The organism is Modestobacter versicolor (assembly GCF_041028285.1).
GTDB classification, from domain to species: Bacteria; Actinomycetota; Actinomycetes; order Mycobacteriales; family Geodermatophilaceae; genus Modestobacter; species Modestobacter versicolor_A.
Window position 1 is genome coordinate 666,394 of record NZ_JABGDB010000002.1, and the last position, 20,036, is coordinate 686,429.

General features: G+C 74.4%; 17 protein-coding genes. 8 read left to right on the plus strand and 9 right to left on the minus strand.

Translation table 11 applies throughout. The features are described 5' to 3' along the window. Positions 1–8: 8 nt before the first annotated feature. From HL054_RS09600 to HL054_RS09625, 6 genes are all read right to left on the minus strand, one after another. Positions 9–758, minus strand: a complete 750-nt coding sequence (locus HL054_RS09600) for an alpha/beta fold hydrolase (RefSeq protein WP_369138723.1) — start codon at positions 756–758, stop codon at positions 9–11. A 133-nt stretch (positions 759–891) separates the two neighbouring features. Continuing rightward, on the minus strand, positions 892–3,600 hold the full coding sequence (locus HL054_RS09605; RefSeq protein ID WP_369138725.1) for an ATP-binding protein: 2,709 nt from the start codon (positions 3,598–3,600) through the stop codon (positions 892–894). A 400-nt stretch (positions 3,601–4,000) separates the two neighbouring features. Next, complete coding sequence (locus tag HL054_RS09610; protein WP_369138726.1) at positions 4,001–5,494, minus strand: HAMP domain-containing sensor histidine kinase; 1,494 nt, start codon at positions 5,492–5,494, stop codon at positions 4,001–4,003. Next, positions 5,491–6,192 (minus strand): response regulator transcription factor, encoded by a 702-nt coding sequence (locus tag HL054_RS09615; RefSeq protein WP_369138727.1) that lies wholly within the window; start codon positions 6,190–6,192, stop codon positions 5,491–5,493. The genes HL054_RS09610 and HL054_RS09615 overlap by 4 nt, the downstream gene beginning before the upstream one ends. A gap of 60 nt (positions 6,193–6,252) precedes the next feature. Beyond that, positions 6,253–7,119 carry a hypothetical protein gene (locus tag HL054_RS09620; protein WP_369138728.1) on the minus strand — a complete coding sequence of 289 codons (867 nt, stop codon included), beginning with the start codon at positions 7,117–7,119 and terminating at the stop codon, positions 6,253–6,255. Continuing rightward, on the minus strand, positions 7,116–8,039 hold the full coding sequence (locus HL054_RS09625; protein ID WP_369138729.1) for an ATP-binding cassette domain-containing protein: 924 nt from the start codon (positions 8,037–8,039) through the stop codon (positions 7,116–7,118). Before HL054_RS09625 ends, HL054_RS09620 begins: the two co-directional genes overlap by 4 nt. 478 nt (positions 8,040–8,517) lie before the next feature. Here HL054_RS09625 and HL054_RS09630 point away from each other — a divergent pair, with 478 nt between their 5' ends. The 4 genes from HL054_RS09630 (at position 8,518) to HL054_RS09645 (ending at position 12,706) form a co-directional block, all read left to right on the plus strand. After that, on the plus strand, positions 8,518–10,713 hold the full coding sequence (locus HL054_RS09630) for an MMPL family transporter (protein WP_369138730.1): 2,196 nt from the start codon (positions 8,518–8,520) through the stop codon (positions 10,711–10,713). Positions 10,714–10,795: 82 nt separating this feature from the next. Next, entirely contained in the window at positions 10,796–11,362 is a 567-nt protein-coding gene (locus HL054_RS09635; RefSeq protein ID WP_369138731.1) for a hypothetical protein, read from the plus strand. 112 nt (positions 11,363–11,474) lie between these two features. Then, positions 11,475–11,861: an STAS domain-containing protein gene (locus HL054_RS09640; RefSeq protein ID WP_369138732.1), complete on the plus strand. Its 387-nt coding sequence runs from the start codon at positions 11,475–11,477 to the stop codon at positions 11,859–11,861. After that, entirely contained in the window at positions 11,858–12,706 is an 849-nt protein-coding gene (locus HL054_RS09645; protein WP_369138733.1) for a VTT domain-containing protein, read from the plus strand. The genes HL054_RS09640 and HL054_RS09645 overlap by 4 nt, the downstream gene beginning before the upstream one ends. Before the next feature lie 116 nt (positions 12,707–12,822). Here HL054_RS09645 and HL054_RS09650 read toward each other — a convergent pair whose 3' ends face one another. From HL054_RS09650 to HL054_RS09660, 3 genes are all read right to left on the minus strand, one after another. After that, the gene (locus HL054_RS09650) at positions 12,823–13,383 is read right to left on the minus strand and encodes a hypothetical protein (RefSeq protein WP_369138734.1); all 561 of its coding nucleotides are present in this window, start codon (positions 13,381–13,383) and stop codon (positions 12,823–12,825) included. 110 nt (positions 13,384–13,493) lie between these two features. Next, complete coding sequence (locus HL054_RS09655; protein WP_369138735.1) at positions 13,494–13,901, minus strand: RidA family protein; 408 nt, start codon at positions 13,899–13,901, stop codon at positions 13,494–13,496. 85 nt (positions 13,902–13,986) lie between these two features. Next, on the minus strand, positions 13,987–14,865 hold the full coding sequence (locus HL054_RS09660) for an alpha/beta fold hydrolase (RefSeq protein WP_369138736.1): 879 nt from the start codon (positions 14,863–14,865) through the stop codon (positions 13,987–13,989). A 206-nt stretch (positions 14,866–15,071) separates the two neighbouring features. Between HL054_RS09660 and HL054_RS09665 the strand changes: the two genes are divergently transcribed. The 4 genes from HL054_RS09665 to HL054_RS09680 all read left to right on the plus strand — a co-directional run bounded on the left by HL054_RS09665 (position 15,072) and on the right by HL054_RS09680 (position 19,963). Continuing rightward, positions 15,072–17,810, plus strand: coding sequence for an ATP-binding protein (locus HL054_RS09665; RefSeq protein WP_369138737.1), 2,739 nt, complete (start codon positions 15,072–15,074; stop codon positions 17,808–17,810). A gap of 175 nt (positions 17,811–17,985) precedes the next feature. Beyond that, positions 17,986–18,309 carry a GNAT family N-acetyltransferase gene (locus HL054_RS09670; protein ID WP_369138738.1) on the plus strand — a complete coding sequence of 108 codons (324 nt, stop codon included), beginning with the start codon at positions 17,986–17,988 and terminating at the stop codon, positions 18,307–18,309. Further along, positions 18,309–19,022, plus strand: a complete 714-nt coding sequence (locus HL054_RS09675; RefSeq protein ID WP_369138739.1) for a flavodoxin family protein — start codon at positions 18,309–18,311, stop codon at positions 19,020–19,022. Before HL054_RS09670 ends, HL054_RS09675 begins: the two co-directional genes overlap by 1 nt. Beyond that, on the plus strand, positions 19,019–19,963 hold the full coding sequence (locus tag HL054_RS09680; protein ID WP_369138740.1) for a DUF5996 family protein: 945 nt from the start codon (positions 19,019–19,021) through the stop codon (positions 19,961–19,963). The genes HL054_RS09675 and HL054_RS09680 overlap by 4 nt, the downstream gene beginning before the upstream one ends. The last annotated feature ends 73 nt before the right edge of the window (positions 19,964–20,036 follow it).

The following is a 20,036-nucleotide window of genomic DNA, read 5'->3' on the forward strand; positions in this document are numbered from 1 at the left end:
TCGGCGTCTCAGCCGGCGGTGGCGCGGGCGGCCTCGACGACCAGGTCGGCGACGGCGCCCGGCCGGGACACCGCCACCGCGTGGGAGGCGTCGATCTCGACGGCCGTGGACTGCGCGCGCTCGGCCATGAAGACCTGCGCCTCGGCCGGGACGGCGAGGTCCTGCCGGGTGACCAGGGTCCAGGACGGGATGGTCCGCCAGGCCGCCGCCGTCGCCTTCTCCTCCAGCGCCTCGCTGGTGATCGGCCGCTGCGTCGCGGCCATCAGCTCGGCGACCTCCGGGGGCACGTCCGCGGCGAAGACCGGCCGGAACCTGTCCGGCTGGATGTACAGGTCGGTGACGGTGCCGCCCTTGCCGTCGGGGACGGGGACCGGGTCCAGCGCGGACCCCAGCTCGTTGCCGGGGAACCTCCCGGCCAGCTCGCCGGTGCTCTCGCCCTCCGCCAGCAGGAAGCTGGCCACGTAGACCAGCGCGCGGACGCCGGGGTGCCCGTCGGCCGCCACGCTCATCACCGAGCCGCCGTAGGAGTGTCCGGCCAGCACGATCGGGCCGCTCACCCGGTCCAGGACGCTGCGCAGCTGGCCGGCGTCCTCGCGCAGGCCCCGGAGCGGGTTGGCCACGGCGACGACCGGGTAGCCCTCCCCCCGGAGCTGCTCGATCACCCCGTTCCAGCTCGCCGACTCGGCGAACGCGCCGTGCACGAGCACCACCGTGGGCTTCTCCTCGGCCGCCGGGCTCGCGTCGGTGTCGATGGTCATCGTCGTTCCTCTCGGTCGGCAGCGACCGGGGCGACCGGGGTGGCCGACTCAGCGCTGGTGGACCGACCGTAGGAAGCGGTGCCCCGGTCCCGCGTACGTCAGATGACCGTTCCGCCGACGGTGGACCGGCCGGTCACGGACCGATCGCGGCGCGCAGGGCGACGCGGGAGGTGATGCCCAGCTTCGGGAAGATCCGGTGCAGGTGCGTGCCGACCGTCCGGTGCGAGAGGTACAGCCGCGCGCCGATCTCCCGGTTGGTCAGGCCCTCGGCGGCCAGCTGCGCGATCAGCAGCTCCTGCGGGCTCAGCTGCTCGCGGGCCTCCGGGGTGCGCGGCCTGCTCTGCTCCCCCGAGGCCCGCAGCTCCTGCCGCGCCCGGTCGCCCCAGGCAGCAGCGCCCAGGGCGTCGAAGGTGTCCCGCGCGGCCCGCAGCGGGGCACGGGACTCTGCCGCCCGCCGGCACCTCCGCAGCCAGGCCCCGTGAGCCAGCTGCAGGCGGGCACGGGCGAAGGGCCAGGCACCCAGGTCCGCCGCCAGGGCGGCTGCGAAGAGCCCCTCGGCCTCGTGCTCGGGGGCCAGCAGCGCCCGGCCGTACCGCAGCCCGACGTGCAGCACCGGCGACGGCGTGCGCGCCGCGATCGCCTCGAGGTCGGCCACGATCGGCTCGACCTCGGCCCGGTGCCCGCTGTGGACGGCGGCCTCCACCAGGTCGGCGACGGCGAAGCTGTGCACCACGGGGTGGTGGGCCGGGTCGGCGGGGTCGGCGAGGCGGCGGAGCTGGTCCCAGGCGGCCTGGTGCCGCCCCTCGTCCAACGCGGCCACGCCCCGGGCGAACTGCACGAGCGCCAGCACGGCGTTCGAGTCGACCTGCAGGCCCAGCCGGGCCGCCTCGGCGAGGCGTGGCTCCACGTCCTCGCCGTCGTGGAGCGCCCCGACCACCGACTGGACCACCAGGGCGACGGCGCCCATCAGCGGCTGGGCGGAGTCGGCGGCGAGCCGGGCGGCCTCGTCGGCGGCCGTGGCGGCCAGGTCGAACCGCCCGGCGTTGAGCGCGCTCCACGCCTGCACGGCGAGCACCCGGCCCAGGAGTCCGAGCCGGCCGTCGGCCCGGAGGCCCGCCAGCGCCGACGTCAGGAACTCCACGGCCAGCGGGAGGTCACCCACGACGCTCGCCGCGAAGCCGGCGGCTCGGGCCTGCGCCGGGTCGAGCGGACCGTCGGACAGCGCGCGCAACCGCTCGAGAGGCACCGCCCCGCGGTCGAACGGCGCCACGTAGCAGAGCACCTCGAGCACGAGCAGGTCGTCCGGGTCGAGCGCCTGCTCGACGACCTCGACGAGGCGGGCGCGTGCCTCCGCGCCGGGGTCGGCCCACCAGCACCGCAGCGACGCAGCCTGGAGGAACCTCAACGCCTGGTCGGCCCGGCCGTCGGCGGCGGCCGCGGCGGCGACCTCGGTCAGCATCCGGGTGCCCGCACGGACGTCGTGGATGCCCTCCTCGAACCCCTCCCGGATCACCGTCATGCCGGCCCGCTCCCGGGCGGGGACGTCGAGGGCCGCGGTCTCCTGCAGGAGTCGGTCGACGACGTCCGGGCGCCCCCACTCGAAGGCCAGCTCGGCCGCCCGCAGGTAGCGCCGCATCCGTTCCGCCGGGTCGGCGGTGAGCCGGGCGGCGCGCTCGAGCGCCGCCTGCGCCGCTGCGACGCCACCGCGGCGCTGGGCGCGGGCCGCGGTGTCCTCCAGCTCGGCGGCGACCTCGTCGTCCGGCACGTCGGAGGCGACCGCCCGGTGCCAGACCTGCCGGTCGCCGCCGCGCACCGTCCCGGCCAGCGCGAGGTGGGCGCGCTGCCGCTCGGCCAGGGTGGCCCGCTGGCGGATCGCGTGACGGACCAGCGGATGGCGGAAGGTCAGCCGACTGCCGTCGGCGCTGAGCAGCCCGACCTCCACCGCCGGGGTCAGCGCCTCCGCGGTCACCTCGTCGCCGCGGAGCGCGGACGCAGCGGCCAGGACCTCGCCCAGGTCGCCTTCGTCGTCCAGGGCGGCGACCAGCAGCAGGTCCCGGGTCGCGCCGGCCAGCCCGGGGAGGCGGGCCGCGAAGGCGTGCTCCAGCCGGGCGGTCAGCGTCAGGGGTGCGCCGTCGTCCCCCGCGCCCTCCAGGGGCAGCTCCACGAGCGCGAGCGGGTTGCCCGCGGCCGCGGCCAGCAGGCACCGGCGTCCGGCCGGGTCGAGCTGCGGTGCCCGCCGCGCGAGGACGCCCTCGGCGGAGCGGGGGTCCAGCCGCTGGAGGTGGTGCTCGTGCAGCGCCGGGCCGGCGAGGACGGGCGGGAAGCCGTCGCGCTGGGCCGCCACCAGGACCACCGCCTCCGACTCCAGCCGCCGCGCGACGAAGCCGAGGACGTCGGCGCTGGGCCGGTCGAGCCAGTGGGCGTCGTCGACCACGAGCACGAGCGGCTGGTCCGCGGCGCTGTCGCTGATCAGGGTCAGGGCCGCCAGCCCGATCAGGAAGAGCTCCGGTGCCGCGTCGTCGGTCATGCCGAACGCCGCCTTCAGCGCGCGCCGCTGCGGGACGGGCAACGCGGGGAGGCGGCCGAGCAGCGGCCGTACCAGCTGGTGGAGGCCGGCGAACGGGAGGGTCGCCTCGGACTCCACGCCGGCGGTGCTCAGCACCCGCAGTCCGTGTCCGGCCGCGGCCTGGCACACGTGGTGGAGGAGGGCGGACTTGCCGATGCCGGCCTCGCCACGGACCAGGACGGCGGCGCCGCGGTGCGGCACGTCGCGGAGCCGCTGGTCGAGCGCGTCGATCTCCGCGTCCCGGCCCACCAGGCCGGCTGTCGTCTCCGCGCCCATCAGCCCCATCCCGTCCGGCTGCCGCGCGGTCCGTGGTCATCGTCGACGTCGGCAAACTAGTGCACGCCGCACCCCCGGTGGAGGTCGGCGGCGACGGCTCCGTTGCCGATCCGGCGGAGCGCTCCTGGCCGTGCCACCGGTGCGTCACTGCGTCGTGGCGTCCTGGCCCACCACGTCACGACGCCGGGCAGACCAGAGTCGGGCTGCCGAGGCGAGCCGGTCGTCGTGCTCTGGTCGTCGTGCTCCGGTCGTCGACCGACTCGGTCCCGCCCCGGACGGATCCGGTGTGGTCATGGACCCACGGTGCACCCTCCCGCGGGGGGAGGGGCAACTGCCTCGGCGGCCCGAGGTCAGCGGGCGGACCGCGGGGAGCCGGTCGCTCGACGCCGCGCTGCCTCCCTCAGTCCTCGGCCGGCTGCGGCGCCTGGGTGTGCAGGGGCAGGCGGACGCGGAACACGGCGCCGGCACCGGGAGCGGTGTCGATCTCGACGCGCCCGTGGTGGGCTGCCACCAGCGAGTGGACGATGGCCAGTCCCAGACCCGCACCACCTCCACCGGCCCGCCCGCGGGCGTCGTCGGCGCGGTAGAAGCGGTGGAAGACCCGGGCGGCCTGCTCCGTGGTCATCCCCGGCCCGTCGTCGGCGAGTTCGAGGACCGCCTCGCCGGCGGAGGTGCCGACCCCGATCCGCACCCGCGTGCCGGGCGGCGTGTGGGCGACGGTGTTGCCGACGAGGTTGGAGGTGACCTGCCGCAGACGCGCCTCGTCGCCGAGGACGGGGGCGCTGCCCGGCGGACCGCCGCTAGGACCGGTCAGCGTGACCGTCCGTCCGGGGTCGAGGACGCGCAGGTCGTGCAGGGCGTCGGCGGCCAGGGTGCGGAGGTCCATCGGGCTGAGCCGAAGCGGCAGCCCGCCGCCGGCGTCGTCCCCGTCCAGGCGGGCGAGCAGCAGCAGGTCCTCGACCAGCCGGGCGAGCCGGGCCGCCTCGCGCTCGATCCGGGCCATCGCGGTGTCCACGTCGCCGCGCTCGGGCATGCCGCTCATCCGGTAGAGCTCGGTGTAGCCCTTGATGCCGAACAGCGGCGTGCGCAGCTCGTGACTGGCGTCGGCGACGAAGCGCCGCATGCGGTCGGCGGTGGCGGCGCGTGCTGCGTCCCCCGCTTCGATCCGGTCCAGCATGCCGTTGAGCGCGGCGGACAGCCGCCCGAGCTCGGTCCGCCCGGGCGCCAGCTCCGGTACCCGCGGCGCGAGGTCACCGTGGGCGATGGACGCCGCCGTCGTCTCCACCAGGCGCAGCGGGCGCAGCCCCGCGCGCACGGCGAACCACGCCGCCCCGGCGACCAGGACGACCACCACGGCGTCGATCGACAGGGCGAGGAAGCCGAGGTCCCGGAGCGTCCCGTCGGTCTCCGCCATGGACACGGCGACGACGACGGTGCCCCCCTGCGCGGGCGTGGCCACCACGCGCCAGGCGTGGCCACCTGCCTGGGCCGGGGCCTCGAACGGCCGCTCCCCGCGCGCCTCGGCCGCCGCCGCGTCCAGGGTGGGCAGTTCGGGCGGGCTGCCGGTGGCCGGCCGGACGACCTGCTGCACCGTGCCGTCCGCGCGGAGCACCACAAGGTGCACGTCTCCGGTCAGCGCCCCTTCCACGGCGCTGCGCACCTGCGGCGTCGGGGCTCCCGGTGCCAGGAGGACGACCGGCGGCTGCGCCGCCAGTGCGGCGGCTGCCTGGAGCCGGGCGTCCAACTGGTCCACCAGGCTGCGCTCCAGCAGGACGGAGAGCGCGGCGGTGCTGCCCAGCAGGGCCGCAAGCACCAGCAGCAGGGTGATCACCAGGAGCCGCGCGCGCAGCGAGAGCCGGTGGGTCCAGCGCTGCCGCCCCGGCGGTGCGCTCACGACCGGGGCCGGTGCAGCAGGTAGCCGGTGCCGCGCACGGTGAGGAGCAGCGTCGGGTCGCCCGGGTCGATCTTGCGGCGCAGGTAGCTGATGTAGGTGGCGACGATGCTGTCGTCGCCACCGAAGTCGTAGTGCCAGACCAGCTCGAGCAGCTGGGGCTTCGACAGCACCTGCCCGGCGTGCTCCATCAGGACGCGGAGCAGGCTGAACTCGGTGCGGGACAGGTGGACGGGCTGCCCGGCCCTGGTCACCTGGTGGCTGTGGGTGTCCATCTCCAGGTCGCCCACGACCAGCCGGCCGTCCTCCGGGCTGCCCCCCGTGCGGCGGAGCACGGCCTGGATGCGCAGCACGAGCTCCTCGAGGTTGAACGGCTTCGTGACGTAGTCGTCTCCCCCGGCCCGCAGTCCGCTGATCCGGTCCTCGGGTGCATCGCGCGCGGTGAGGAAGAGCACCGGGGGGAAGGCCACCCCGGCCGCCGGGTGCCGCTCGCGCATCCGGCGCAGGAGCTGGAAGCCGTCGACGTCGGGCAGCATGACGTCCAGCAGGACCAGGTCGGGGCGCTGGTCCTGGACGGCGGCCAGCGCCGCCGACCCGGTCGCGACCGCGAGCACCTCGAACCCGGCGAGCCGGAGGCTCGCCGACAGCAGTTCACGCAGCGTGGGCTCGTCCTCCACGACCAGCAGGCGCTGTGCGCTCATCTCGTCCCCGTCCTCGATCGTGTGCCCCGGGCCAGAGTCTGGCCCGGTGTCCCGGACCCGCTAGGCGTCGCGCTTGCCGAACACGACGAACCCCACCGCCAGCAGCACCGCGACAGCTGCCGCCATGAGCCCCAGCCCGGCCCACGGCCCGAGCAGGTCGGGGTCGCGGTAGCCGGTGACGACCTGCCCGCCGGCCATCGGCGGCCAGTACCTCGACACCCAGTCCCCGAGCGTCCCGGGCAGGGCGGGCGCGAACGCCTGGACGATGAGCATGACGCCGAACAGCGTGGTCACCGTCGCCGTCGTGCTGCGGATGACGGTGCCGATCGCCAGTCCGAGGAGCGTCGCGAGGGTCAGGTACAGGCTGCCGCCCATGATGCCGCGCAGCGCCAGGCCGTCGGAGAGCGCCAGGTGCGGGGCACCCTGCCCGGCCAGTGACGCCTGGCCGATGACGAAGCCGGTGGCGGACACGAGCAACCCGACCGGCAGGGCCACCCCCGCCAGCACCAGGGCCTTGGCGGCCAGGACCCGGGCCCGGTGCGGCACGGAGGTCAGCGTGCCGACGATCGTGCGGGCTCCGTACTCGGAGGTGATGACCAGCCCACCCAGCAGACCGAGTGCGATCTGCGCCAGCAGGTACCCCATCAGGCTGATGGCCAGGGGGTCGAAGGTGGCCTGCTCCGCAGCCGTCAGGCGTGCGTGGTCGCCGCCGGCGGACGACCCGTTGAGCGCGGCGAGCCCGGCGGTGGACGCCAGGGTGCCGAGCACCACGAACAGGCTCGAGCGCATCGTGCGGATCTTGACCCACTCGGAGTGCACGGCATGCCGGAACCGTGCCCGCTCCGCCGGCTGCTCGGAGGCGACCGTCCCCTCCCGGGCCCGGGTGTCGTCGGCGCGCACGGTGGACCCGGTCGTCGTCGCGCTCATCGGGTGGGCTCCGCGTCCGAGCGGTACTCCTGCGCGTCCCGGGTCAGGTCCATGAACGCCTGCTCCAGCGACGGCTGGCGGGAGGTGAGCTCGTGCAGTTCCAGTCCGGCGGCAGCCGCCAGCGCACCGATCTCCGCCGCCTCCAGACCCGTCACCAAGAGTCCGGGACCGCCGTCGACGTCGTCGACGCGCACGCCCGCCCGGCCGCCCAGCAGCCGGCGCAGCACCTCGACCTGCGGGCTGCGGACCACGACCTGACGGTCGGAGTGCGCCGCGATGAAGTCCTCCATCGACGTGTCGGCGATGAGCCGACCCCGTCCGATGACGATGAGGTGGTCGGCGGTCAGCTCCATCTCGCTCATCAGGTGGCTCGACATGAGCACGGTGCGTCCCTCGGCGGCCATCCGCCGCATGAGGGAGCGCATCCACACGATGCCCTCGGGGTCCAGCCCGTTGAGCGGCTCGTCGAAGATGAGCACCGGCGGGTCGCCGAGCAGTGCCGCGGCGATACCGAGCCGCTGCCGCATCCCCAGCGAGAACGTGCCCGTCCGGCGCCGGCCGACCGACTGCAGACCGACCTCGTCCAGCACCTCCGCCACGCGCTCCCGCGGGATGCCGTTCCCGGCGGCGAGCGCCAGCAAGTGGTGGTGGGCCCGTCGGCTGGGCAGCACCGCACCGGGGTCCAGCAGCGCCCCCACCGATCGCAAGGGCGTCGGCTGGGCGACGTAGAGCCGCCCGTCCACGGTGGCGGTCCCCGAGCTGGCCGCGTCCAGCCCGAGGACCATGCGCATCGTCGTGGACTTCCCGGCGCCGTTGGGACCGAGGAAGCCGGTCACCTGCCCGGACGGGACGGCGAAGCTCAGGTGGTCGACGGCGAGGACGTCGCCGTACCTCTTGGTGAGCTCGTGCACTTCGATCATCGCGACTCCCGGTCCGGTGCGCCCGTGGTGCACACGAGGACCGCGTGCGGCACCGACGGTCGCGCGCCCGGATGGGCACCCGGTGCACGGACATGGGAACTCCATGGGAGAGCGGCCCTGGCCGCCCCGGGACCACCGGGCGCGCCGGCCCCGCCGTGCCGGACTCACAGCGGACTCTCCGACGCGACGGCCGCGACCGGCAGGCGTGCCGAGGCGAGCGGACGCAGCCGGTGAGGTCCGTGTGAGTCCCGCGGGTCGCTGAGGTCAGGGCGCCGTCCCCGGTGGCCGGGTGGGCCGCCGTTCCCATGCGGGACCCAGAGACGTCCACGGACGGCCCATGGAGAGGCGTGACCGTCGAGCTGCGCACGCGGTAGCCGGGAGCGACCAGCACACCGGTACCGCACCACGACCGAGGGGCACCGACATGGCACACCTGCTGCACCGACTGGGATCGTTCTCGGTACGACACCGACGACTGGTGGTCATTCCCTGGCTGATCGGCATCGTCGCGCTCAGCGCCGGCGCCATCGGCATCTCCAAGCCCTTCTCCGACGGGTTCAGCGTCCCGGGCACCGAGTCGCAGGACGCCATCGAGCTGATCGAGGCACGCACACCGGGAGCGGACATCGACGCCGCATCCGGGCGGGTAGTCTTCGCCGCACCGGACGGCGAGTCGCTCGACACCGGAGCCGGTCGCACCGCCGTCGAGCGGTCCCTCGGCGCGATCGGTCAGGTGCCCGGGGTCGCCGCGGTCACCGATCCGTACGCCTCCGAGGCCGTCTCCACCGACGGCGGTACCGCCTACGCGGACGTCGACTTCAGCATGCCGGCTGCCGAGATCGCGACGGAGCAGACCGACGGGGTCGCGGCTGCCGTGCAACCGGCCACGGACGCCGGGCTCCGGGTGGAGGTGGGCGGCGACGCAGCCGCAGCGCCCGCGGAGGCCCCGATCGGGGAGGTCCTCGGCATCGTCGTGGCGGCCCTCGTGCTGACCATCACGTTCGGCTCGGTCGTCGCGGCCGGCCTGCCCCTGCTCACCGCGGGGCTGGGCGTCGCCGTCGGGATCATGGGCGCCCTCGCCGCGACCGCCTTCACCGACCTGGACAGCAACACCACCACGCTGACCCTGATGCTCGGCCTGGCCGTGGGCATCGACTACGCGCTCCTCGTGCTCACCCGCCACCGCGCGCAGGTCCGGGCGGGCATGGACATCGGCCCCTCGATCGCCAGGGCGGTCGCCACCGCCGGGTCAGCGGTCGTGTTCGCCGGGACGACGGTCGTCATCGCCCTCGTCGCGCTGCTCGTGACCGGCATCCCGCTGCTGCAGCAGATGGGCCTGGCCACCGCCTTCACCGTCGCCGTCGCGGTGCTGGTGAACCTGACGCTGGTCCCCGCGCTCCTGGCCGTCATGGGCCGCCGCGCCGTCCGCGGCAAGGTCGTGCTGGAGACCGACGGTGCGGCCGCCGCGGAACGCCCCACGATGGGGGCGCGCTGGATCGCGCTGGTCATGAAGCACCGCGTGCTCGCCATCGTCGTCCCGGTGGTCGCCCTGGGTGCCCTGGCCGTCCCCGCGCTGGACATGCGGCTGGCCCTGCCCGGGGACAGCGCGCTGTCCACCGAGACCACGCAGCGGCAGGCCTACGACCTGCTCAGCGAGGGCTTCGGTCCCGGGTTCAACGGACCCCTCACGGTCGCCACCGTCCTCCCCGACGGTGTGGGCGGCGAGACGGCAGCCGCTGAGGTGGCGGCGCAGCTCGGCGGGATCGACGGGGTCGCTGCGGTGTCCCCGCCCCAGGTCGACCCCGGGGGCGACCTGGCGCTCATCCGGGTCGTCCCGACGACCGGCCCGACCGACCCAGCCACGGCGGACCTCGTGCGCAGCATCCGCGACGCAGCCGGCGGCATCGAGTCGGCGACGGGGACCGAGGTCCTGGTCACCGGTCAGACCGCGGTCGAGATCGACGCCTCGCAGAAGATGGCGGACGCGCTGGTCCCCTACCTCGCCGTGATCGTCGGCCTGGCCCTGCTCGTCCTGCTGCTCGCCTTCCGCTCCGTCCTGGTCCCCGTCACCGCCCTCGCGGGGTTCCTCCTCACGATCGCAGCCACCTTCGGCGCGGTCGTGTCGGTGTTCCAGAACGGGTTCGCAGCCGACCTGCTGGGCGTCGACCAGACCGGACCGCTGGCCAGCATCCTGCCCGTCGTCATGATCGGCGTCCTCTTCGGACTGGCCATGGACTACCAGATCTTCCTGGTCTCCCGCATGCGTGAGGAGGTCGGGCACGGAGCCACCCCGCCCGACGCCGTCCGCGACGGGTTCCGGCACGGCGCCCGCGTCGTGACCGCCGCCGCCCTGATCATGACCGCCGTCTTCTCCGGGTTCATGATCCCGGACGACCCCATCATCAAGTCGGTCGGCTTCGCCTTCGCCCTCGGCGTGCTCATCGACGCCTTCGTCGTGCGGATGACGCTCATCCCCGCCGTGATGCTCCTGATGGGGCGGCGCGCCTGGTACCTGCCCGGCTGGCTCGACCGGGTGCTGCCGGACGTGGACCTGGAAGGTGCCGCGATGGAGGCCGGGTCCTCCGCGGCACAGCCTCCCCGGGAAGCCGAGCTCGCGTCCTCCGGCTCCGGGACGTCGCCCGGGACCAGCGATGGCGGCCATGACCGGCGCTGACCGCTCGACGTCCGGGGCACCGGGCCACCCCGGTGGTCCCCGGTCCGCGGGAGCCGGCCACATCCGGCAGCAGGGCTGTCCGGTGAAGTGGTACGCGGACGCCCCCGGCATGCGGGCCCGCCAGGTGGTCGCTGACGTGCTGGTCGTCCTCTGGTGCCTGACGAGCACCCGGGTCGCCGTGGCGACGAGCACCGGACTGCGTCAGGTCCAGGAGCCGACCGAGCGCCTGCAGAGCGCCGGCGACCTGCTCGCCGACGGCCCCGGCCCCATCGGGGACGCCGGAGAACGGCTGGCAGCGGCGGGGACGAAGGCGCACGAGGCGATCGGGCGGGCCTCGTTCGTCTTCGGGCTGGTGGTCGCCGTGGCGTTGATGGGCTGGGTCGCTGCCCGGTGGGTGCCGCGCCGGGTCCACCACGCCCGCGAGGCCGGCGCGGTCCTCGCCCTGCACCGGGACGTCGACGCACTGGCGCTGCGTGCGGCGACGACTCTCCCGCTGCACAGCCTGGCCCGCCTCGGTCCCGACCCGGTCGCCCGCTGGCGGCGCGGGGAGCCCGGTGCCACTGCGCAGCTGGCAGCCCTGCAGTGCCGGGAGTTCGGCGTCCACCCACCCGACGACACGCGGCAGCCGCCGGGCTCCACCCGCGGCTGACCGGACGCCGGCAGTGCGGCACCTGTGCCCCGGTCCCTCACTGCCGGCAACCGCTCGACGTCATCCCCCCACCGCCGGGTCGCACCGGCGTCCCCCTGCACCGGGAGTCCTCATGCACATGTCCGCCCGGCTGGTCCGGGATCCCCAGGCCCTGTTCGTGCGGGTGGCCGGTGAGCTCGACCAGGCCACCGCGCCGGTGCTCGACCAGGTGCTGCGCACCGCCACCCGTCTGCTGTCGGCCGCAGCCGGCCGAGCCACCGGGTCGAACGCAGCCGATCGTGGTCTGTGGGTCGACCTGAGCGACCTGCAGTCGGTCGACGCCGCGGGACTGGTCCCGCTCCGGTCGGCCGAGCAGCGCCTGGCTGCCGACGGCGGGCACCTGCACCTGACGGGAGCTCCCGCGACCGTGCTGCGGCTGCTCGCCCTGCCCGACCCCCCAGCTGCTGCACGCCGATCCCCCGGCGGCACCGGGTCCCGCTGCAGGGCCGTGGTGAGGTGATCGGCGGCCTGGTGGACACCGCGATGGACCTGATGTCCTCACCCTGGGCGTACCTGGTGATCGTGCTCGTGGCCCTCGCCGATGCCCTGGCTCCGGTGGTGCCCAGCGAGACGGTGGTGATCACCGCCGCAGTGCTGGCTGCGTCCGGCTCGACCAGCGTGCCGCTCGTGGTCCTCACCGCGGCCGTCGGCGCCATGCTCGGTGACCACCTCTCGTACCTGGTCGGGCGGACGACGAGCAGGTGGACCACCGGGCGGGACTCCGCTGGACGGCGGGCCCGCACGATGCGGCGAGCCGGCTCGGTGCTCGCCGAACGCGGCGGGATGGCCCTCGTCGTCGCCCGCTACGTGCCCGGCGGGCGCACAGCAGTGACCCTGGCCATGGGCGCCCTGCGCCAGCCACTCGCCAGGTTCACCGGGTGGGACGCGATCGCCGCCATCAGCTGGGCGGGGTACTTCACGGTCATCGGCGTCGTGGGGGGCAGCGCCTTCGCCGAGGACCCCCTGCCCGCCGTGCTCCTCGGCAAGCAGATGACCCGGGACGGCTTCGAGCGGCAGTTCGGCACCAACCACCTGGGCCACTTCGCGCTCACGGGGCTGCTGCTCGACCAGCTGCTGCCCCTTCCCGGTTCGCGGGTGGTGACCGTCAGCAGCACCGGTCACCGCATCCGGGCGGCGATCCACTTCGACGACGTGCAGTGGGAACGCTCGTACTCCCGGACCGGCGCGTACGGGCAGTCCAAGCTGGCCAACGTCATGTTCAGCTACGAGCTGCAGCGCCGGCTCACGGCGCCTGCGTCCGGCGACCGCCACGCCGCGGGCGACATGGCCGTCATCGACCGGTAGGTGCACCAAGGCGCGCCGCGCGACCCACCCCACGACGGTCCGCACGACCACCACCTCCGCAGACGACCCAGGACCACCACGTCCAGCATTGCCATCCGCGGCGGCATCGCCGGGCGTCACCCGGCCCCGGAGGGCCGCCGCTCCTCCCCGTCCACCGCCTCGTCCGCCGCTCCGTCGCCGGCGCGGTCGAACGAGTACATGATGAACGTCGCCGTGCTGGTGAAGGCGGCGACGAGCGCGAGCAGCAGCGACGGGACGAACGCCGACGGATGCGGCAGCCACCCGCCGGCGGCCCACGGCAGGACGACCAGCAGGAGGACCAGGACGGTCGTCGCGACCTCGTTCACGGTGACGGACGGCGACATGCGGGTCGCTCCCTCCGCGGTGATCCGGCGGGAGGTGTCGACGGTCGCCGCGACGAGCGCCGCGCCCAGCAGGGCGAAGGACGCCGCCGCCCACCGCGGCCCCACGCCGGCGAGCACGAGCGGCACGAACAGGGGGAGGCTGTAGGCCGCGAACACCCACCGGGCGCCGGACCGCATGTAGCGGTCCGCGGCCACGCCGGACCCACGCTGCTGGTGCCGCGAGGAGTCGAGGTAGAAGAACACCCCGAGGGTGAACGTGCCCAGCAGCGTCGCGGAGATCCCTGCCAGGCTGAGCAGGAAGGCATCCGACACGTCTCGCACCTCCTCGGCCCGCCCTGCGGCGGCGACAGCGACCTGTGCATCGATGGCGGTGAGCCCGGTGCCCGGACCCGGCCGCGCGCCACCTCGTCGGTCCGGGCCGATCAGGCGAGGACGGCGGTGGCCTCGATCTCGACGAGCAGGTCCGGCGTCCACAGGGCCTGGACGCCGATGACGGTGATGGGTGGCAACGGGGAGCTGAACCCCTCGGACTCCTGGGCGCGCGCGGTCCCTGCCAGCAGTCCGCCCGCCATCCCAGGCGTCCAGCCGACGACGTAGAAGGTCAGTCGAGCGACGTCCCCGACGTCACCTCCTGCGCCTCTGACCGCCGTGGCGACGTTGCGCAGCGCGGAGTGGACCTGCCCCGTCAGGTCTGCCGAGGTCGGTTCGCCCGCGGGGGTCACTGCCGCCTGCCCGGCGAGGAGGAGGAGGCGCGATCCCGCCGCCACGGCGACGGGCGCGTACTCGGCCTGCTGGAGCAGTCCGTCCGGGTGGCTGAGGTGCACGGTCACCTGGGCGTCCTCCGTCGGAGGGTGTCTCGTCCTGAGCAGGAGCACCGGTCATGACAGGAGGGGGCGGGTCGCCGGCGGAGGCAGCTCATGGCGCGGGCACGGCCGGTGCCGCCGTGTCGCCGGCAGCGCCGAGGAAGGCGCGCAGGGCGGCGTTCACCTCGTCGGCGTGCGTCCACAGCAGCCCGTGCGGTGCGCCCTCGATCTCGACGTACTGCGCCAGCGCGAGCAGCTGGCGGAAGCGTCGGGCCGTGGCGTCGATCGGGAGGATGCCGTCGGCGGTCCCGTGCAGGATCAGGGCCGGCACACCGCTGTCCCGGACCGCCTCGACGTCGGTGCGGAAGTCCTCGATCCAGGAGGAGACGACGGCGTGGGCCGCGACGGGAGCGCTGGCGATCGCGACGTCCCAGCTGGCGGTGACCGCCTCCTGGCTGATCCGGCTGCCGAGGTTCTGCTCGAGGTCGTAGAAGTCGGCGAAGAACTGCCTGGACCAGGCGTAGCGATCACCCTTCGCCGCGGCCTCGATCCCGTCGAAGACCTCCTGCGGCACGCCCTCCGGGTCGTCGTCCCGGGCCACGAGGAAGGGCTCCAGCGAGGCGAGGAAGGCGAGCTTCGCGACCCGGTCGGAGCCGTACCGCGAGACGTGGCGGGCGAGTTCCCCCGTGCCCATGGAGAAGCCCACGAGGACGACGTCGCGCAGGTCGAGGGTCGTCATGAGCGTGTCGAGGTCAGCAGCGAACGTGTCGTAGGCGTAGCCGGATCCCACCTTCGAGGACCGCCCGAAGCCGCGACGGTCGTAGGTGATGACGCGGTGGCCGGCGGTGAGCAGCTCCCCCGTCTGGCGCTCCCAGCTGTGGCCGTCCAGCGGGTACCCGTGGACGAGGACGACGGGCTGGCCCGCCCCCTGGTCCTCGTAGTAGAGCTCGATCGGGCTGCTGTTCTCCTGCCCCACCGCGATGTGGCCCACGATCCGACTCCCTCGTACGGCGCGCCGGCCGGATGGCGACCGGCCCCTGACGCCGTCAGGCTCGCCTCGCCGGAGGCGCCTTCGCGTCGGTGAGAACCACCTACGGTGCCCGCCGGGCCGACAGCCGACCGTCACGCGCAGCCGGTGCCTAGTCTGTGTACCGCCAACACAGCGGGCCTCGGACGGGAGTGGACCTGACGGACCTCGTGGGCCGACGCGCGGAGCGCGAGGCCGTCGAACAGCTGCTCGCCGGCGCCCGCGCCGGGCACAGCGGAGCGCTGGTGATCCGCGGCGAGGCGGGCATCGGGAAGAGCGCCGTGCTGGCGTACGCCCGCGACAGCGCTGTGGGATCCGGCTTCCGGGTGGAGCACTCGGTCGGTGCGGAGTCGGAGAGCCAGTTCGCGTTCTCGGGCGTGCACCAGCTCTGCGCGCCGCTGCTCGACCGGGCAGGTGCGCTGCCCGCACCCCAACAGGCAGCCCTCGGCGTGGCGTTGGGGCTGCGCGACGGTCCTGCACCGGACCGGTTCCTGGTGGGGCTGGCCACGCTCAACCTGCTGGCCGAGGTCGCCGAGGAGAGCCCCCTGCTGTGCCTGGTGGACGACGCGCAGTGGCTGGACCGCGCGTCGGCACACGTCTTGGCGTTCGTGGCGCGGCGGGTGGGAGCCGAACGGCTGGCGCTGGTGTTCGCGGAGCGCGACCCGGGTGCAGGCGAGGCCCCTCCGTTCGCCGGGCTGCCGGAGCTACGTCTGGACCCGCTCGGTGAGACCGACGCGTGGGCGCTGCTCACCACCGCGTCCCGAGCACCACTGGACGACGCCGTCCGCGCCCGGATCGTCGCTGAAGCTCGCGGCAACCCCTTGGCACTGCTGGAGCTGCCCCGCACCGCGCAACCAGCACACCTGGCCGGCGGGTTCGAGGTGCGCGATGGGCCGGACGTCCCTCGCCGCATCGAGGAGGCCTTCCGCCGTCGCTCGGGCGACCTCCCCCCGGGGACGCAGCAGCTGCTGCTGGTCGCCGCCTCCGAGCCGACGGGCGACGTGTTGCTGCTGTGGCGTGCGATCGCGCACCTGGGCCTCGCTCGTGAGCTCGCGACGCCGGCGGAGGTCGCCGGCCTGCTGGAGATCGGGGCACGGGTCCGGTTCCGCCACCCGCTGGTCCGGTCGGCGGTGTACCAGGCCGCAACGCCGCCGGACCGTCGCCGCGCCCACGCCGCGCTGGCCGAGGCGACCGACCCGGAGGCCGACCCCGATCGCCGTGCCTGGCACCGCGCCCAGGCGGTGCTCGGAACGGACGAGGAGGCTGCGGACGGGTTGGAGCGCTCCGCCGGACGGGCACGCGCCCGCGGGGGTGTGGCCGCCGCGGCCGCTTTCCTGCAGCAGGCGGCAGAGCTCTCCCCCGAGCCTGCTGCCCGGGCGAGGCGGGCACTGGAAGCCGCGCACGCGAAGCACGAGGCCGGGGCCACCGAAGCGGCCCTCGACCTGCTGGCAGTCGCGGCCGGCGGCCCGATGGACGCCCTGTCCCGCGCCCGCCTCGAACTGCTCCGCGCCCAGATCGCGTTCCACCGGAACCGGGACAGCGCAGGGCCGCAGCTGCTGCTGGACGCCGCGAGGACGCTCGCCCCGCTGGACGCAGCCCTGGCCCGGCAGACCTACCTGCAGGCACTGGACGCGGCCATCGTGACCGGCGACCCCAGCTGCGGCGTGGTGAAGGTGGCCGAGGCAGCCCGGGACGCGCCGGCGCCGCCCTCGTCGCCCCAGCCAGCCGACCTACTGCTCGACGCGCTCGTGACCACCTTCACGCGCGGGTACGAGGCGGGGGTCCCGGAGCTTCGCCGGGCGCTGACCGCCTTCGCCCGCGACGAGCCGCGGCCGGGCTCCGCGGGTGGCAGCGACGGCCACCGCTGGCTGTGGCTGGCCAGCAGGACCGCGATGGCGGTCTTCGACGACGAGACGGCCCACGTCCTGGCGGCCCGCCACGTCCAGCTGGCCCGGGAGACCGGCGCGCTGGCCACGCTCCCGGCTGCCCTCCTGGTCCGTTCCGTCCTGCTGGTGCTGTCCGGTGAGTTCGCTCGTGCCGCCGAGCTGGCGGACGAGCAGACCACCATCACGGCTTCGACGACGGCGGTGCCGCTGCTCCACGCCCAGCTCATCCTCGCGGCCTGGCGCGGCCGCTCGTCCGAGACGGGCGACATCCAGGCGACGATCGTCCGGGAGGCTGCCCGGCGCGGGGACGACACCGAGGTCTCGCTGGCGCAGTACGCCCTGGCAGTGCTGCACAACGGGCTGGGTGACTACCCAGCGGCCCGGACCGCCGCGATCCGGGCGTTCCAGTCGGAGGAGCTGACGCACAGCAACCTGGCCCACTCCGAGCTCATCGAGGCAGCGGCTCGTGCCGGTCAGCCGGAGAGCGCAGCGGAGGCGGTGGACCAGCTCTGCACCCGCGCTCGCGCCAGCGGTACGCCGTGGGCACTGGGGATGGCGGCGCGCGCACAGGCGCTCACGATCAGCGGGCCGGCAGCCGAGGACCAGTACCGCGAGGCGATCAAGCAGCTCCAGGACAGCCGGATGGGCGGTTACCTGGCCCGCACGCACCTCGTCTACGGGGAGTGGTTGCGCCGCGAGGGCCGTCGCCAGGACGCCCGTGAACAGCTGCGCACCGCCCACCAGATGCTGTCGGACATCGGCGCCGAGGCCTTCACGGCGCGGGCAGCGCGCGAGCTGCGCGCCACCGGCGAACACCCGCGCACCCGGAACGCCCAGCCGACCGATGCACTGACGGCCCAGGAACTGCACATCAGTCGGCTGGTGGCCACCGGAGCGACCTCCCGTGAGATCGGGTCGCAGCTGTTCCTCAGCCCCCGCACGATCGAGGCGCACCTGCGGAACATCTTCCGCAAGCTGGGCATCACCTCACGCCGGCAGCTCAGGGAACTGCACCTCCCGTGACCGGCGACCCGTCGAGCGCCCGGCACGACGATCCCCTCCACGGGCGGCCGGCCGACGGACCGCGACCCACTGGTCCGCGACCGCCGCCACTCGCCTCCGACACGGTGCCGCTCGCCGTCGAGGTACGTGACTCTCACCGACGCGAGTGCCCGCACGCGGGAGCCAGTCTGACGGCATGACGACCACGTCGACCGACCTCACCGTGACCAGACACCCCGACCGGCGGCGCTACGAGGCCTCCGCCGGTGGGGCGACGGTCGCAGGCTCCATCGACTACCAGGAGACCAGCGAACTGGTGGTGCTGACCCACACGGAGGTCGACGCCTCGTTCGAGGGCCGCGGCGTCGGCAGCGCGCTGGCCCGGGCCGCGCTGGACGACGTCCGCCACCGCGGGCTGAAGGCACTGGTGATCTGCCCCTTCATCCTCGGCTGGCTGCGGGACCACCGCGAGTACGGCGACGTGCTCTTCAACGCTCCCCCGGCCAAGGCCAGCGACTAGTGGGCCAGGAGACGGACTTCACCGGGCTGCGCGCGATGTACGTCAACTGCACCCTCAACCGCTCCCCCGGGCGCAGCCACACCCAGGGCGTGGTCGACCGCAGCGTGGCGATCATGGAGGCGAACGGGGTCTCGGTGGACCAGATCCGCGCTGTCGACCACGACATCGCCACCGGCGTCCGCCCGGACATGACCGAGCACGGGTGGGACTCCGACGCCTGGCCGGTCCTGCTGCCCCGGATCCTGAGCGCCGACATCCTGGTCATCGCCGGACCGATCTGGCTCGGCGACAACAGCTCGGTGACCCGACGGGTGATCGAGCGGCTCTACGGCCACTCCGGAGTGCTCAACGAGCACGGCCAGTACGCCTACTACGGGCGGGTCGGTGGCTGCCTGCTCACCGGCAACGAGGACGGTCTCAAGCACTGCGCGATGAACATCCTCTACAGCCTGCAGCACATCGGCTTCACCGTCCCGCCGCAGGCCGACGCGGGCTGGCTGGGCGAGGTCGGCCCCGGCCCCTCCTATCTCGACGAGGGCTCCGGCGGCCCGGAGAACGACTTCACCAACCGCAACGTCGCCTTCATGACCTACAACCTGATGCACCTGGCCGCCATGATCCGGCGCGCCGGCGGGATCCCCGCCCACGGCAACCAGCGCACGGCCTGGGACGCCGGCTCGCACCCCGCTCAGACCAACCCGGAGTACCGATGACCGAGCTGATGACCTGGCCGAGCCTCCGGGTCTCGGACTGGACCGCCACCCGCGAGACCCTGCACATGTGGACCCAGGTCGTGGGGAAGGTCCGCCTGGCCCACGCGCCGCTGCTCAACCACTGGTGGCAGGTGACCCTCTACGTCAGCCCGCGCGGGTTGACGACGTCCGCCATCCCCCACGGCACGGGCGCCTTCGAGATCGAGTTCGACTTCCTCGGTCACCAGCTCGAGGTGCGCAGCAGCACCGGTGGCGTCGAGAGCTTCCCGCTCAGGCCCATGCCGGTCGCCGAGTTCTACCGCCGGACCCTGGACGTGCTCGACCGGCTCGGCATCGAGGCGCCGATCCGGCCCTCCCCGAACGAGGTGGACCCGGCGATCCCCTTCGCCGAGGACCACGAGCACGCCTCCTACGACGGCGAGGCGGCCACCCTCTTCTGGCGGCAGCTGCTGCAGGCCGACCGGGTGATCGGCGAGTTCCGGTCCCACTTCGTCGGCAAGGTGAGCCCGGTGCACTTCTTCTGGGGTGCGATGGACCTCGCCTGCACCCGCTTCTCCGGGCGAACTGCTCCCCCGCACCCCGGCGGGGCACCCAACTGCGGGGACTGGGTCATGGTCGAGGGCTACTCGCGGGAGCTCTCCAGCTGCGGGTTCTGGCCCGGTGGCGGCGCGGAAGGTGCCTTCTACTCCTACGCCTACCCGGCACCCGACGGCTTCGCCGATCGGCCGGTCGGTCCTGACGGGGCGTACTACAGCACGGAGTTCCAGCAGTTCCTGCTGCCCTACGAAGTCGCGCGAGCCGCGCCCGACCCCGACCGCGCGGTCGCCGAGTTCCTCCGCACCACCTACGAGGCGGCCGCGGACCTCGGACGATGGGACCGGGCCGCGCTGGAGGACGATCCCCTCCGGTGGCACCGGGCCCCGACGCCCCCCGACCGCTGAGGAGGCCCCCACCGGCCCGTACCGACGTCGCGCGTCTCCGCGACGTCGGTACGGGCCGGCCTCGCTGATCGCC